Annotated in this window: 11 protein-coding genes; all 11 read right to left on the reverse strand. The window is 29.6% G+C overall.

What is annotated here, in order from left to right:
• Positions 1–33: 33 nt before the first annotated feature.
• Positions 34–627 (reverse strand): CHAP domain-containing protein, encoded by a 594-nt coding sequence (locus CLFE_RS12805; RefSeq protein WP_077895406.1) that lies wholly within the window; start codon positions 625–627, stop codon positions 34–36.
• Between the two features lie 15 nt (positions 628–642).
• Positions 643–1,455: a hypothetical protein gene (locus tag CLFE_RS12810; protein ID WP_077895407.1), complete on the reverse strand. Its 813-nt coding sequence runs from the start codon at positions 1,453–1,455 to the stop codon at positions 643–645.
• Between the two features lie 227 nt (positions 1,456–1,682).
• Positions 1,683–2,900 (reverse strand): DUF438 domain-containing protein, encoded by a 1,218-nt coding sequence (locus CLFE_RS12815; RefSeq protein ID WP_077895408.1) that lies wholly within the window; start codon positions 2,898–2,900, stop codon positions 1,683–1,685.
• Between the two features lie 83 nt (positions 2,901–2,983).
• Positions 2,984–4,219 (reverse strand): MFS transporter, encoded by a 1,236-nt coding sequence (locus CLFE_RS12820; protein ID WP_077850534.1) that lies wholly within the window; start codon positions 4,217–4,219, stop codon positions 2,984–2,986.
• 30 nt (positions 4,220–4,249) lie between these two features.
• Entirely contained in the window at positions 4,250–5,233 is a 984-nt protein-coding gene (locus tag CLFE_RS12825; RefSeq protein WP_077834232.1) for a glycoside hydrolase family 43 protein, read from the reverse strand.
• Between the two features lie 281 nt (positions 5,234–5,514).
• Positions 5,515–9,054, reverse strand: coding sequence for a DUF4132 domain-containing protein (locus CLFE_RS12830; RefSeq protein WP_077895409.1), 3,540 nt, complete (start codon positions 9,052–9,054; stop codon positions 5,515–5,517).
• Positions 9,055–9,063: 9 nt separating this feature from the next.
• Positions 9,064–9,381 (reverse strand): hypothetical protein, encoded by a 318-nt coding sequence (locus CLFE_RS12835; protein WP_077895410.1) that lies wholly within the window; start codon positions 9,379–9,381, stop codon positions 9,064–9,066.
• A gap of 10 nt (positions 9,382–9,391) precedes the next feature.
• On the reverse strand, positions 9,392–11,056 hold the full coding sequence (locus tag CLFE_RS12840; protein WP_077895411.1) for an SWIM zinc finger family protein: 1,665 nt from the start codon (positions 11,054–11,056) through the stop codon (positions 9,392–9,394).
• Positions 11,032–12,141 (reverse strand): VWA domain-containing protein, encoded by a 1,110-nt coding sequence (locus CLFE_RS12845; protein ID WP_077895412.1) that lies wholly within the window; start codon positions 12,139–12,141, stop codon positions 11,032–11,034. The genes CLFE_RS12840 and CLFE_RS12845 overlap by 25 nt, the downstream gene beginning before the upstream one ends.
• Entirely contained in the window at positions 12,125–14,530 is a 2,406-nt protein-coding gene (locus CLFE_RS12850; RefSeq protein ID WP_242951727.1) for a DUF5682 family protein, read from the reverse strand. The genes CLFE_RS12845 and CLFE_RS12850 overlap by 17 nt, the downstream gene beginning before the upstream one ends.
• The gene (locus tag CLFE_RS12855; protein WP_077895413.1) at positions 14,491–15,603 is read right to left on the reverse strand and encodes an ATP-binding protein; all 1,113 of its coding nucleotides are present in this window, start codon (positions 15,601–15,603) and stop codon (positions 14,491–14,493) included. The genes CLFE_RS12850 and CLFE_RS12855 overlap by 40 nt, the downstream gene beginning before the upstream one ends.
• Positions 15,604–15,665: the final 62 nt, after the last annotated feature.

Below are 15,665 nucleotides of genomic sequence, written 5' to 3' on the forward strand. Positions count from 1 at the left end.
TACAAAACTTTTTCTGTTTTGTACTACTTTTTATCATTTCCTAAGCCACCCCGCTGGAATTCGCTTTCCTCCAACAAAATACTTTCCATCTTTGCATTCTAAATCAAACATATCCCTGGTTCTAGTCCCCATGTTCTGTTGAATAATTACTATATGATCATCTGTAACCTTTGTTACTATTGCAACATGTCCATATTTTGTATCTGTAAAAATTAATATATCATCAGCTTTAGGTTTTTCATTTCCACCATTTTTATATTGAATAAGTCCTCTATCTTTATTGAGCTTTCCCTGAGCTACCTTAGGATCAAAAAAATCTTTAGCATTTCCAAAACCATTAGGCATTTCATGGTGCTTAACTTCATAATAAAATCTTTTTATGTATTCAACACACTGCCACTTATAGCCATAATAGTATCCATCACTGCTATAATTTTTACCATGGCTTTCTGCATATTTTTTACCATTATAATATACATTTACACCTTTGTAGCTATCCATATACATACCTATATTATGTATTTTATCTATGTGTTTTTGATAGAGTTTATCTGAAGCAAATCCTATAAGTCCTAAAATTACTGCCGAAATAATTACCCCTATTAATATTTTTAATACCTTTCTCATTTTGAGCTCCTCTAATTACATATTGGAAATATTAACTGAAGTCTTAAAGGCAAACTTTTCTTCCTTACCTGGTATATAAGTGAGCTCAACTAGTCCACCTATTTGAAGCTTTTCCATAAGTTCTTTATTGCAAAGCATAGTCCTTGTAGCTTTTATATCACTACCATCATAAGACTTAAAACTAACAGAAACCTGCAGCTCTGTCTTACCCATACTATTATTCATTGGTTTTAATTCTTCTATTAAAGCTGTTGCTGTTTTTCCATTCCTTCTAATTTCTCTTCTTTCTTCATAAGTTAATCCTGTAGGGTCATTTTTCGCCGAATAATAATCAATTTTATCCTGAAGTTTTTCTAAGTCAGGATTAGGGTCTACCATAATTCTTGTTTTTTTCTCGGGATTATACATAATAGGAATAGGATACCCCTCTTTAAGAAAAGATAGTTCTGTTAGTTGAACAAAAGTTTCCACCTCTCCTAAAAATCTCTCACCATTTTCCTCGATAACCTCAAGTTGAATTTTAACTCCTGGTTGATTATTCATTGTTGAGCCCGTTTGTACTACATTCTTAATAAATCCAATATTTTTTATACCATTAGCACTTAAACTATTACTTCTTAAAATTGGTAAAACAATTACTCTTAAAATCACAATTATAGGAATTAATAAAGCAATCATCCCAATAAGTTCAGGCAAAGCAGCTACTAATCCACGTTCTCTAAGCTCATAATTAAATGCATTAAAAATTGATTTAAAACCAAAACATAAACTAAGACCTAATCCACCAAATATTATTACAATCCAAAATATTACTTTAAGTTTTTTCATTTTTACTTACCATCCTCCTAAAACTTTACAAATAATCCAACCTATAAATATATAATAGTACCTTAAAATCAGCATTTTAAATATTTGCGAGTTAGTTTTCGACATAAAAGTCCATAATTCCAATTTATTATAACATGAATTACAATTAAACACATAATTTTATTCAAAAATTTTCACTATATTAATAAAAAAACACCTAGTATAAAACACTATACTAGGCTTTTTGTTTATTCAAGTAATCGTTTTTCTCCGGTAATCTCTTGAATTTCTTTTATATTTTGAGTAATTTCAAGTACACCAATGAATTCACCCTTTTCATTCTTAACGGCATAATATTTTATAAGCACATATAATTCTCCCATGTGAATCCAAAAATCCTCATGCTCCTTTTTACCACTCTTTAAATCCTCAACTACTTTTTCTACTATATGAACACTAGCTGGTGGATGACAGTTTTGAACCTTTCTCCCTATAACTGTTTTAGTTCTTGGAAATATCCTCTCACTTCCACCAGAGAAATATTTGACTATTCCCTCTTTATCAACGAAGGTTATATCCAAAGGAAGGGTATCTAAAATAGCACTTATTTCATTTACTTTCAGTATACCTGTATCAAATTTTATATATCCTTCTGAATTTTCATTTGCAAGCTTACTTTTCTCTTTTCCTTCTAAATTTTCTCTTATAGGTTTCCATTTTACTGAAGGTGATACTAAACAATAACCTATTTCATCACTTTCACTTTCTATATCAAGCCATTCATCTTCACTAAAAGTATCAATGCACATTGGAAGAAGTATGTTTTCCTCTTTAAATATCATTTCATCAATTCTTTTTGTGGTATTTTCTATGATTGTTATTATTTCTTGCGGCCCTTTTTCTACAGTATTTACGACTTCTTTACATTCTTTTAAGGCTCCTCTAATTTCATCATCCACTCCCCACATAACCTTTGGAGGTGCTGTTATTCCATACTTCTCCAGGTAAGGAAATATCAAATTTTCTTTTCTACTGTAATGCTTATCTAAATCAAAAAGCATATTTATATTTTCCATTAGTTTTAACCTTACAGAGTGGCTATCTGCTTTCTTCAGTTCATCCAAATTTGGCATCAAATGAGACTTAATGTAGCTTTTAACAGCCTCATTTTCTTTTTTAATAACATCTACAGGATGACCTTCCTCCTTTTCAGGATGATGTATTTCTTCTATTGAACCTTTAAAAACTGCTGCATGAACATCACAAAGTCTCTGTATTTCTTCTACCTTCATTCCTTCTTTTATAAGCTCAGCTTCCATTTCTGATATCTCTTTAGTTGAAACTCCTTTTATAATTTCCTGAAATTTTTCTCTAACCTCGTCAACGTTTTTTCCATTGTGAAGCTCTAAAATTATTTCTTTTAACTTTTTTTGTCTATACTCCCTGTTATTGATTATTCGACTCATTTTAATTCCCCTTTTATAAATAAGTTTTATATTTAGCTTTACCTTTGAGGAATTAAGTTATACAAGCAATAAATAAAACCTTTCTACACAGCTGTACTAGAAGATAATTCTTTTACTTTTTTGTCGTTTGTAAGTGTGATAACGCTTACAAGGGTAATAGCAAGAACAACTACACTTAAAAAATAGTAAGTATATCTAAAACCTATAGATGAATATAAATTTCCTGCTATTGACGAGAAAATTGCAACTGCTAATTGTTTTGCAAAATTAAAGCCCAGAAGATATACAGTAGCTGAAAAGCGTACATCAAACACATGTGTTATATACTTCATTATTGAAACTAAAAGTAATGGCATTTCAAATGCTGCTATTAATCTAATTCCAGACAATATAACTGGATTTGTAAAAGTAGCGCTACCAAAAATACGAATAAAGGTTAAAGTTCCGAATAAAATCAATCCGTTTTTAGCACCTATTCTATTTACAATTGCTGGAGCAAAAATCATAAGAACTGCCTCTAAACCAGTTTGAAATGAAACAAGCTTACTAAACACACTAGTACCAACTGCCTTACTTGAGAAAAAGCTTGCATAATAATTAGGAAATTGTTGATCAAAAACATCATATATGCATGCTGTTCCTATTATTATTAAAGCTAAAAACCAGAATTTTTTCATTTTAAGAATAGAGAAAACGATCTCTTTATTTATTTGACTTTTTTGACTTTCTTTTTCACTGCTTTCATCATTATTATTAACCTTAGCTATATAAAGTAGAATGCAAAGAACTACTGCCGAAAGTGATGCAAACCAAAATATACTTACAGGATTTTTTACATATAGTATGCCTCCAACAAAGGATGCTGTTGCTCCTGCAATTGAACCAAACAATCTTACATGACCATATTCAAACTTATTGTTTCTACTTACTTTTTCAATATAAGATTCTACAACACCTACCCCTGCATAAAAACATGCACTTAAATACACACTTCCAATTATAGCTCCAACATATATGTTAAAATGAAGAAGAGGAATATATGCGTAGCTAAAGAAGGGTCCCATAAAAAGCATCAAGATTGCAACAAAAGCAAATAAATATTTTTTAAAAACAAGTTTATCTTGTATAACACCGAAAAACGGCTGATAAATAAGTGCAACTAAAGATATAGACGAAAAAACAAATCCTGCTTTGCTTGCATTTAAATGTGCTACATCCGTTAACCACATTGGTAAAAACGTTAACACTACTGCCCATATTAAAAAATAAAAGAAAAATAATCCTCCAAAATTAAAAAAATCTTTTCTAAAAATCTTCATTAACAATGCCCCCTATTAAAATATATTTTCTTATGCTTTTACTGGAGTTTCTATTTCAGGACTGTCTTTTTCTGGCACTCCAAAATCAGGCGTTCCATCTGCCCTCCAATTTATAATTTGTACCCTTGTATGTCTGTTAGGATCATATAGCGGGTCGCCCTTAATTTCTGTATAGTTTCTTGCGTGATAAACTAAAATATCATCCTTTCCATCCTCTGAAACAGTAAAGCTGTTGTGACCTGGTCCATATTGATGATTTTCCATGCTGCTTTTAAATACTGGTGTTTGTGATTTTGTCCAGGAATTTTTATCAAGTAAATTACTACTTTCATCTGCGGTTAAGATTCCCATACAATAATTCACATCAGTAGCACTAGCTGAATACGTTATAAAGATTTTTCCATTCTTTTTTAATACTGCTGGACCTTCATTAACCCAAAATCCACGTATCTCCCACTCTAACTCTGGTTTTGTAAGCATAACGGGTTTTGTTTTGAGTGTCCAAGGGTTTTCCATTTCTGCTATATATATATTCGAATGTCCTTTGATGTTAATATCTTGTTGTGCCCACACATAGTAAAGCTTTTCATTATGCTGAAAAACAGTGGCGTCAAGAGAAAAAGTTTCCCAGCCTGTTTTTATTTGCCCTTTTTCTGTCCAATTCGGAGTAAAAGGATCTTCGTTTACGTTTTCTATAACAAACATTCTGTGATTAAAAGTATCATCATCTATGTTCTTATCTGGTGCTGCTGCAAAATATATATACCAAGCTCCATTAATGAAATGTATTTCCGGCGCCCAAATTAGGTTACTCATTTCTCCACTTTCATGCTTTTTCCATACATCCTTAGTTTCAGCATTTCTAAGTCCTTCTATTGTTTTAGCTTTTCTTATTTCTATTCGATCATATTCAGGAACTGATGCTGTGAAATAATAACAACCATCACTATGCTTGTATATCATAGGGTCTGCTCTTTGAATAACAATAGGATTTAACATTTTTTCATCTTTCATTCCAAACACTCCTTATCAGTACAAATAAGTATAATTATGATAATATATACGTATATATTATCATAATTATACCTCCTCATTGCGCTTTTTTCAAAATTTTGATATGTAATTGACAAGGTTTACATTATGTATACAGCATTTATACTCGTTTTCTTTTTATTTTCTATCCTACTTGTTTTCAACAATTGATACGTACAAATATTAAAATTTGTTCATATATAACTATATAAAAAGAGATTGTAGTAAATTTATTCCTCTACAATCTCTTTTTATAATTTAAATTAAAATTTAATTCCCGATTTCTTTTTCCAATTATCATCTACTACATTACTAGATGCTACTGCATTACTTACTTGATAAAGTATTTCACTAAAATATCTACTAGGTACTTCCTCTGGTTTTATAACATTAGCTTTTTTTATTTCATCATATACATAGCTGCCTCTTTTAACTGTATTTGCTTTATAAAATCTCAAAGTATAGATTGTAGTATCTTCATTTTCATATCCTACACCCAAGCCTTCAAATTTTAATTCAGCACCTATGTTTAATTTATCATCTTCTGCATAAAATTCATAGTAGACTCCTGCATCTAAAATAGAACCCCTTGACCAACCATAATTCATTATTTTTCCCGAAAGTGAAAGTCCATTTATAATCATTCCTCCGAATCTCTCTATATACTCCTTTCCTTTTTCCTCTTCGTTGACCTGAAATACTTCTCTTTCTAATTGTCTAATGGGCTGTATAATTTCATAATCTGAAAGCTGCTGCTTCCAAAGTTCTAAATCTTCATTATTTAACTCTAACGGATGAACTAGTCCTATACTGTGATTTTCTGAAATCTCAAACTCATCTTCATCTTTTGTATTGAAAGTTCCATCCTCCATATATCTAAAGGTATCTAAAAGCTTAGACTCCTTATACACACCCCATACTAGACCTATTGCAAAGCTATGCATAATAGGATTTTCTACAAATAAATTAATCCATTCATCCCTTAACCATTTTCTTTCTGTAGAAAGTGCTAAGTCTAATCTATTAGTTTGAACTGCTTTTACTGTTTTTAGCTGTTTTTTAAACATTTTGTATTCTGCATAAGCTTCTTTTGCTTTTGTTTCATCATCTCTTTTACCTGGGGATGGGAGAGCCTTAAGCTTCTTTTCATTTTCATCGTAAACCTGAAGCGTTAAATCCTCCATCAATCTTACTGCAAACCTCCTTATTCCATAATCAAATATTCTTTCCCCTCTTTTATTAAAACCTAAAGTTGGAACCACTCTATCTGAAAGTTCTTCTACAGAAATATTTAAAGCTTTAGCGGCAATTTTAAGAGCCTCTTGTCCTGCCTTTTTAACTTGTTTAAACTTAAACTTTCTAGAAATTCCATCTACTATTAAGAGTGCTTCATTACTTCCATTTATAGCCAAAGCTTTTACCGCTTCACTTGCAATAGCTCCCCTAGAATTCTTTGACCATTCATTTATGCGTTTTTCAAGCTTTGATACTATTTCATTTCCTCCGTACACTGAACTAAAGCTTAAAACCCATCTCTTTTTGGCTTCTGCACCCTTTGAAAACCAGATATCAAAAACCTGATTTGCAAATATTTGAAGATCTATTTTATTTAACTTTTGTGAAAGATTATTCCCCTCATAACTTACTCCTATTTCCTTAAGTGAAGAGTAACAAATAATAAGCGCTTTTAAATAATCATTTTCACAAAATTCTTCTTTTCCTTTTAACCTTACCTTTGAAAGTGAATCCAATTCAAGCCAAGAAAGAGAATTACTTTTATTTTCTTTAACCAACTTTTTAGTAATTTCTACATCTTTAATTTCATTAGTCTTAAACTTTTTTTCAAGACTCAAAACATCAAGAAGTGCTTTTTTTAACTTATCATTTTTTTCTGTTTTAAGAACTTCACTCAATGTTTTTTTAATCCTATCTTTAGTTTCTCCTTTGGTTTTTTCATCCATTAACCATTCTGATAAAATATTTACACAAACTTCTCTTTCGCTCTTCTTTTTTGATTTTAATTTTTCTATTATTAAATTAATAAATTCTAATTTTCCTATAAATAATTTTACAAATCGTTCTCTAACTCTTTTAGATGCATCCCCAAACATATCTATAATTTGTTTCATACTATCCTCTTCTTTAATTATAAAAGCATGATCTAAAAATACACACTTTCCCTCCACAGAAAGGCTTTTTATATTTTTAATAACTTCCATTGAATTTTTATCTATGAGTTTTTCTAATACTGCTTTAAGTGCATCTATTTCTTCAACTGTACAATCATAATAATTTATCATATTATCAATTGTTTTCATTTGCATTTCTACAGCTAAACCATACTTTTCAAATAAATTAAATATATTATCGAATTTTTCTTTTACATATTTAACTTTACCATTTTCATAATTGCAAGCAAGTCTTCTAATAACCCCCTGATAGCCTAACGCGCCTAAAAGCACAATAGTACGTTCATATACACTAAGGCTTATATCCTCTCCTTTAGGTAAAAGATAAAGAATTCCAATTAAGTCATCCATAACTCCCCAAGGAAAATCCTCACCAAAATCCGTCTCTTTTATAGTGTTTTCAATTTTCAAAATAGATTTTTCACTACATAGAAATTCTTGTATTTCATTTATTTTTTCTAATGAAATTTCTCTACTTGAAAATGTTTTTGTGAATATATTTATGCAGTCATAACAAAGCTCTTTAATGTATTTTTGCCTTTTACTTGTATTAAGCATAAATTTTATTAATTCACTTCTTACATAACCTTCACTTATTTTTATAGCCTCTTCAAAAGCTTCCTTATCTTCTTCGTATTTCTTTTTTAATACATATTTCAAATCATTTGATCCTATAAATTTTTTAACGTACCAACTAATATAATACTTTAAAGATATTCCAAAAGCCTTGTATATTTCTATAGAATCAACTTTCTTTATATTGTCATAAGCAAAATCTAAAGTATTTTTATAATCCACTTCAGATAAAAATTGCATAATTCTTTTTAGAACAGGTGACTTATCTAAATTTAAAGTTGAAAATAGAGCCAAAATCTTAAATATGTATATATCATATTTATGTACTTTAATTTTATCCAGAATTTCTTCTTCAATCTTATCTATATTTCCCTTTAAAAATTCCTTTACAGGGCTTGTTACATTTGATGGTAATTTTTTATCATACAATCTATCTATTGAGTCCACAAAACTACATTCTATACTTCTTAGAAAATCATCATAGATACTATCCTTTTCAATGTCCGTGCTGCTGCAATATACAGAATAGAGAATCATCCTTGAATTTTCTCCTGCAAATTTCGCAGCCTTAACCACATCCTTAGGACTTTCCCTGCATATATCATATATAATTTTAAAATCCCTCTTATTTAATCTAGCATAATCAAAGGTTATATGTTCTAAATACAAGGCTAAAACTATATATTTCTCTATTCCCGCTTTCATATACTCATTTAAAGTATAATCATATAAAACATACTGAGCTTTTGTAATTATTTTAATAGCTGAAACCTCACCCAAAGAGAACAATATGTCTATGTATTTTTTTAGATACTTACTTTCTCTATAACTATTTATAGCTTTGTAAGCTTCTACAACTTCTTCTACGTCGTCATAAGAAAATGTATTAAAATCAAGCCTTGGCAATAAACTTAAAAATTCTGTTTCACTAATTTTGTCTTCTATATAATCCGGTAATTTTTCTATGATATTTTCATGTATTTCTAACTGTTCAAGTGCCTTTGATATTTTATCTAATAAGTGCTCTTTTAAATTCATTTTTACCTCCTAAGTTATCTTTTGTTTTAAAATCATAAGCTGAAGCTTTTGGCTAATAATACTAAGGTACTCATTTAATTCACAATATTCATGAGTTAATCTTGCATAGTTAAAATCAAAGCTATGTCTTTTTTTATTAAATTCATTTACTATATTCTTTAATTTTAAAGCACCATATTTCATGCCTACACTTTCTAAAATAGTGCTTAATCTTAAAAACTCCCTTACAGTAACTTCATGAGGAGAATTAAATCCACTAAAAAACAAATCTCTTATATTATCTTGAACTTCATTTATAATTCTCTTGATCTCTCTATACTCCTTCACGTTATCACCCCTAAAGAGTTAAATTATTTATTTCTCCAATTTTATCATAACAGCTTATAGGAAAGAATCTTAATTCTCCATTTTCTATATAAACCCTTCCAAAAAAACAATTTGATTTTTGGCGTTTTACTATTCTTTCAATTCTCCTTATCATATCTTTTGTCCTAGTAGAATCTTTTACAGATAAATTAATTATTCCATTGTTTTTATCATAGATAGGTACTATAAATTCCCCATTTACATCTTTAAACATTGTAGCTCCAAACTTAGATACATTAAGAAAAATCATATTATAATTCTCTTCCTTTTTTTCATTCATAAATATATTTTCTAAAACAGAATTCCAATCATCATAGGTTATTTCATCTCTATTTAATTCATATATACTAGTTTTATCAATTATTGTTCCATAAGACTTAGAGCTTGAAGATAATCTTCTTTTGAAATTAGACCTAGCATAAAATAATTTAAAACTTATACTGCTTAAATCGCATATACTGCAATTTAACTTCCAAGGAGAATTACTGTTCCAATTCTTTTTTTGTACTTCATCATAATATGTTGGCATCAAATCATTATAAGTATATATATGTGCTGATATGTTATCCATAAAATAATAAGTAATCCCTTCATAACCTGAATTGCTTTTCCACCTCTCAGCTGCAAAACCACTAAGCACTAAAGGAGGAATTTCATAATAGGAGCTTTTAAATTCACCTACTAATTGTTTTAAGCTATTAGAATCCTTTGAATTATAAAGAAAACCCGCCTTAGAGTACAGTGAAGTAAGCTCATTTAATAGCTTTTCTTTTATAAAAGATGCATTTTTATTAAAGTAAAGAGAGAAATCTTCTTTAATTCTTCTTACAGTTTTCTCAAAATTGAAAAGCCCATAATTATGACATATTATTGATAAATTATTTAATCTGTCTAATGTGGTTATTGATGCTCTTGAAAGTCCTGTAACCAGTATTTTTTCAATTTCTTCTTGCACTTTTAATGAAGCTTTTTTAAACCTTTCTTCATCAAATTCTACGGCTTTTGGCTTAAACTTTTTAAGTTCCTCTAAGGTAACAAATCCCTTTTTCAATTTATATAAAATAATCGCTTCTGCTTTATGAGTACAAAAATCTTTATTCTTACAGCTGCATATATAATTTTCACTTTGTCCCAAAAGCTTAACCGATGCGTCCTCATCCTTAAGAATAACTTCCACAATAGAGCCTTCATTTACCTCAAAATTCACTCCGTTTTCTATTTTATTAAGTATATTCTGTAATTTTTTTTCTCCTATTTTCTTCTTTATTTCTTCTATTTTAAAATCTTCTATTATTTTAAGATAATCTTTCTTTACTTGATTTATATCTTTTAACTGAAAAATTTCATCTTTATTTTCAAGTAAATGCAAATATGCCATAATAATATGCTTACAAATACTCCTTGAAGGGCAGCTGCACTTATACTTATTTATGTTTTCTTCTATATAACACACTATATCATCGAATTCAAATCGTATATATGAATCTTTAATTTCATACTTTATACTTTCAATCTTTAAAAGATCCTTTTGTGCCCTCTTAACAATTCCCTTGTTACTTATTCCTATAAGATAAGCCTCATTTATGCTTTCAACAAATACACTTATTTTTTTCAGGAAATTATCTTTGCTATCCAATCTGCTAACCTCCCTGGTGTTATAGCCGCAACCTCTGCTCCAAGCTTCGTCATATTTAACGCTGCATTTTTATCATAGGAAGGAGCTGCTTTAATATCAAGTGATGTAAGAACTATAAGCTTTGTTCCACTTTCAATAATAGATTTTACCCTCCTATAAAGTTCATTATATCTATATCCTTCATATAAATCTGTGACTAAAACTAGTATTGTTCTATGAGGATTTTCAACTAACCCTTCACAATAAGTTAATGCTTTTGTTATATTAGTTCCACCACCAAGCTGCACGCTCATAAGGGTTTCAACAGCATCTTCAACGTAATTAGTTAAATCTACCACTTCCGTATCAAATATAACAAGATTTGTTTTTAGCATAGGAAGTTTTGAAAATATACCTGCCATAATTGCACTATGAATTAAAGAATCAAGCATAGAACCGCTTTCATCAACTGCTATTATTATTCTCCAGGGATTAAATCTTTTAACTCTTTCATTAAAGTATATTTTATCTACATTAATGGTCTTTTTGTCAATATCATAATTCTTAAGATTCATTTTTATTGTCTTTTTAAAATCTATATTCCTTGAGGACTTTAGCGTTGTTGATTTATTTTTATTAATTATTCCTGTAATTGAATTCTTAATGTCACTTTCAATACTTTTAGTTATATCCTCTGCAACTTTTTTTACAATAGCCTTTGCTGCATCTAAAACTTCCCCCCGCATAAGGTGCTTCATTTGAAGTATACTCTTTAAAAGTTCCCTGTTGGGTTCCAATTTTTCAAGCACTTCTTTATTGGTTAACATCTCTGTAAGCTTATATCTTTCTATAGCATGCTTCTCCATAATCTCAACGGTTTCTTTTGGAAAGAGTTTTCTTATACTAGTTATCCACTTTGGAACAGTTAAATTTGACGGTGCCAAACTTCCCCTACCTTTTATTCCATCCTTTTCACTGTATTCTCTTGAGTATAAGAACTCTAGTAAATCGTCCATTTCTATGTATTTTGCATTATTTTCTTCAAAGGGTATTCTTGAATCAGAATATTTTCCAAGTATAAGTCTCCACTTATTTATATTGTTCAATTAAGAATCCCTCCTCTTTCATTTTATCCGTAGCATATACATCTATATAAGAACCTAGCTTTAAAATATCTGAAGATACATCTTTAAGGCTATCAAAATGCTTTTTATTAATATTACAAATTCCAGCAACCTTTTCACCAATTTCATCTATTTCTCTAGGAATAAAATAACTAAAAGCAAGTCTTAATTCCGGCATAATCTTAAAAAACTCTTCGTCAGTAACTGTATTTAGAAATTTATCTATAGCTTTTAATATTGAACTTTCTACAAATACTAAATCTCTTGCAGTTGAAAAAAGTCCATTTAAAAACTTTGGTGCATTAAGAACCTTACCTTTAGTTCCAAGAATATATCCTTCCACTGCTTTTTTAATTTTATCTTGTTTAAACTCATTCATTCCATAAAGTATTCCATATGCTGCACCCTCAATTCCGGCATTTACGTCTTTCACTTTAATAAGGCTTATTAAGGCTTCCCTTAACAAAATATCATCTATTTTAAGTTCTCTGTTTAGAACTATATTAAATAGCTCCTTTAAGACATTAATTCCCTTTAAGGTTTCTTCTTCTGGTATATTAGCAATGCCCTTAATAAGTATGCATGCCTTACTATAAATGCTAAAAATTATATCTTCAAGCTTAATAATTGAATTCATAAAATATAGTTCTTTCATGCTGCTAATATAATTAAGATAATGCATACACTCAATTAGAGAATATATATTTCCATCCTCTGAAATAACTTTTTCAAGACAATCTATTGTTAAAGAAAATGCATCATCAAGCCCCATATTGAAGGTATCCACTAAAATTTTTGATAACATAGCTGAATTTGAAGAAGTATCTTTTAACCTTTTTCTTATAATATAGGTTGTAGCTTCCTTCAAAGTTCCACCATAAACCGAATTTTCAATTAAAGCAGAATCTACCGCTGCGCTCCATCTATAATTCCATATTTCTCTAACTAAATTCAAATTCTTCTTTAAAATAATATTAGGTCCCTTAATCCTATTACAAAAATCAGTATTTAGAAACTGCATTCTATACATAAAACAGCTTATTTTTCTATGCTTTTGGGACGAAAATATGTCCAAAGAAAGTTCCTGCCTTAAGCTTATATTTACTTTAAGCTTGTACTTATCTGTAGTATTTTTAAAATCATAATACAAAGGTGGCATATTAAAAGAACTGCAAAGACTTCCTACCTTGTTTCCTCTAATGTGCTTATATAAAATTTCAAGCGGCCCCTTAGTAGCTACATTCAGATCACCTTTTATAAATGAAGAGATTACACTATCTATAAGTTCATATACTCCAGGACTATTCTTTTCCCTAAGGCTAGAAAGTCCACCTGCCATATCAAATGCACATATTTCATCAAAGGTTGAAAGACATCCATCATTCTTTCTCACTAATTTTCCCGTCTCAATTAAATTTAAAAGTACAGCTTCTTCATAAGGTTTATCAGAACTTTTCTCTATATTTTTCCATACTTCTTCATAAAAATTTGGATATGGCATACCACTTGCATAACCATTAAGACTATCTAAAGCCTCCATAGAATATGGCATAACATATACTCCTGTATCGCTTCTATTAGCCTTTTTCAATTTAAATTTGTTTTCAGTATTAAGTAATTTTATTATTCCATAGGTATGAAAACCACCTGTAACTACAAGAACCTTTTTATATTTCAGGCAGGCTTTCTTTATGTTTTGTGCCATAAAAGCTTCTCTTTGAATACAGCCTTCAAGGAGAAGTTCCTCTTCTTTACTATATAATCTAGACAAATAGCAATAAGAAAGGATATCTCTAACAAAAACTTCTTTGCTTTCAGAAAGTCCTTTAACTTCAAAATCCTTCTCCCAAAATTCATTAAAATCTCTACAATTCTCCTTTTTTAAAACCGACTCTATAAATCTATTTTTAAAAAGAAGGTAGTCATCGTTATAACTTAATTTATCATCTCTCTTTAATAGTCCTTTGCCTAATACGCTATTAGCTAATATATCACCATAAGATAAGTCTATAAATTCTGTTTTTATATTTTTCTTCTTTCCTTCTCTTATAGCAACAAGTTCTGGAGAATAATCTAAAAAAGGATAATAGCATCTATACTTTTCCTTTGAATTACAGTAACAATAATAAATAGCAAATGGAGCTTTATTTTCCTCATAAGAAAGAAAATCTATTATCTCATTTCCATCATAAGGTCCCTCAATTAATATTACTTCTGGTGAATATTCATTAATTGTATCTCTTAAATGATAAGCACATGCTGGACTATGGTGCCTTATAGGAAAAAACACTAATTCTGAATTCAAATCAAAGAAAACCTTAAACAACTCTTCTATTTTATCCATTTCCTTGCTTTGTAATAACTCTCCCATAGTTCTCCACCTTCTACAGCTTTTGACTTAACTATAACATTAAAATAATTTTTTAATTTTTGAATATCTTCCCTAGTCTCTTTAAGTATAGCTCCCATTATATTTTGCACCAACGAATCTAAACTTATGGAACTTTCTCCATAGTAATAGCCAGAAATCATTGTCTGGTAGTATACTGATACTGCCTCAGCAGTACTCATAACAGAAGCAGGCTTATCTATTCTTATTCCATTAGATGATATCCCTTCCCTCAATTCATGAAAGGTGATTGCTAAAAGCTCTGCAACATTTTTATCTACCTCCATTTTGACTTTATCTTGATCTTTTAATTTTTCCACTTCATTTATTATTATCTCAGCCTCCATAGAAACATGTCTTATAGGAACTATAGTTTCAAAATTAAATCTTCTTTTTAGAGCACTACTCATCTCATTAACACCTTTATCTCTTGTATTTGCAGTGCCTATAACATTAAAACCTGGTTTTGCAAATAAAACTCCTATTTCTTCACCAAGTTCAGGTATACTTAAAACTTTATCGCTTAAAACACTTATTAAACTATCTTGAATTTCTGAAGGACACCTTGTGATTTCTTCAAATCTTGTTATTATTCCCTTTTCCATTCCTACAAAAAGTGGTGCTTTAACTAATGCTTCAACTGTTGGTCCTTCATTTAAAAGCATCGAGTAATTCCAAGAATATTTAATCATATCCTCAGTAGTTCCTGCTGTTCCTTGTACAGTGTTATTACTATAGCCACATATAGCAGCTGCTAAAAGTTCTGATAACATTGTTTTTGCTGTTCCTGGTTCACCAACTAGCATAAGTCCTCTATTTCCGGCAAGAGTTATAATACACCTTTCTACTAAAGCATCATTTCCAAAAAACTTTTTCTTTATTTTTATTTCTTTATTTCTATATATAATGGGCTTATCACTTCCAAGTATGAACTTTCGCACTGATTTTGGTGACAATGTCCAATTGCTTGGTTTTATACCATCATCATCATTTTTTAATGCCCTAAGTTCTTCTTTATATAGTGCCTCTACAGGAGGCTTTAACATATTCTGCATTATAAAATCACTCCCTAGTAATTTACTTTATTATCTCATATTTTATATAAACGTACCATATT

It is taken from the genome of Clostridium felsineum DSM 794, assembly GCF_002006355.2.
Taxonomy (GTDB): domain Bacteria; phylum Bacillota; class Clostridia; order Clostridiales; family Clostridiaceae; genus Clostridium_S; species Clostridium_S felsineum.

Excerpts from the sequence above, each read along its gene's own strand:
- CLFE_RS12855 (WP_077895413.1), bottom strand. The coding sequence starts at position 15,603 with ATGCAGAATATGTTAAAGCCTCCTGTAGAGGCACTATATAAAGAAGAA.
- CLFE_RS12815 (WP_077895408.1), bottom strand. The coding sequence starts at position 2,900 with ATGAGTCGAATAATCAATAACAGGGAGTATAGACAAAAAAAGTTAAAA.
- CLFE_RS12850 (WP_242951727.1), bottom strand. The coding sequence starts at position 14,530 with ATGGGAGAGTTATTACAAAGCAAGGAAATGGATAAAATAGAAGAGTTG.
- CLFE_RS12810 (WP_077895407.1), bottom strand. The coding sequence starts at position 1,455 with ATGAAAAAACTTAAAGTAATATTTTGGATTGTAATAATATTTGGTGGA.
- CLFE_RS12820 (WP_077850534.1), bottom strand. The coding sequence starts at position 4,219 with ATGAAGATTTTTAGAAAAGATTTTTTTAATTTTGGAGGATTATTTTTC.
- CLFE_RS12805 (WP_077895406.1), bottom strand. The coding sequence starts at position 627 with ATGAGAAAGGTATTAAAAATATTAATAGGGGTAATTATTTCGGCAGTA.
- CLFE_RS12830 (WP_077895409.1), bottom strand. The coding sequence starts at position 9,054 with ATGAATTTAAAAGAGCACTTATTAGATAAAATATCAAAGGCACTTGAA.
- CLFE_RS12825 (WP_077834232.1), bottom strand. The coding sequence starts at position 5,233 with ATGAAAGATGAAAAAATGTTAAATCCTATTGTTATTCAAAGAGCAGAC.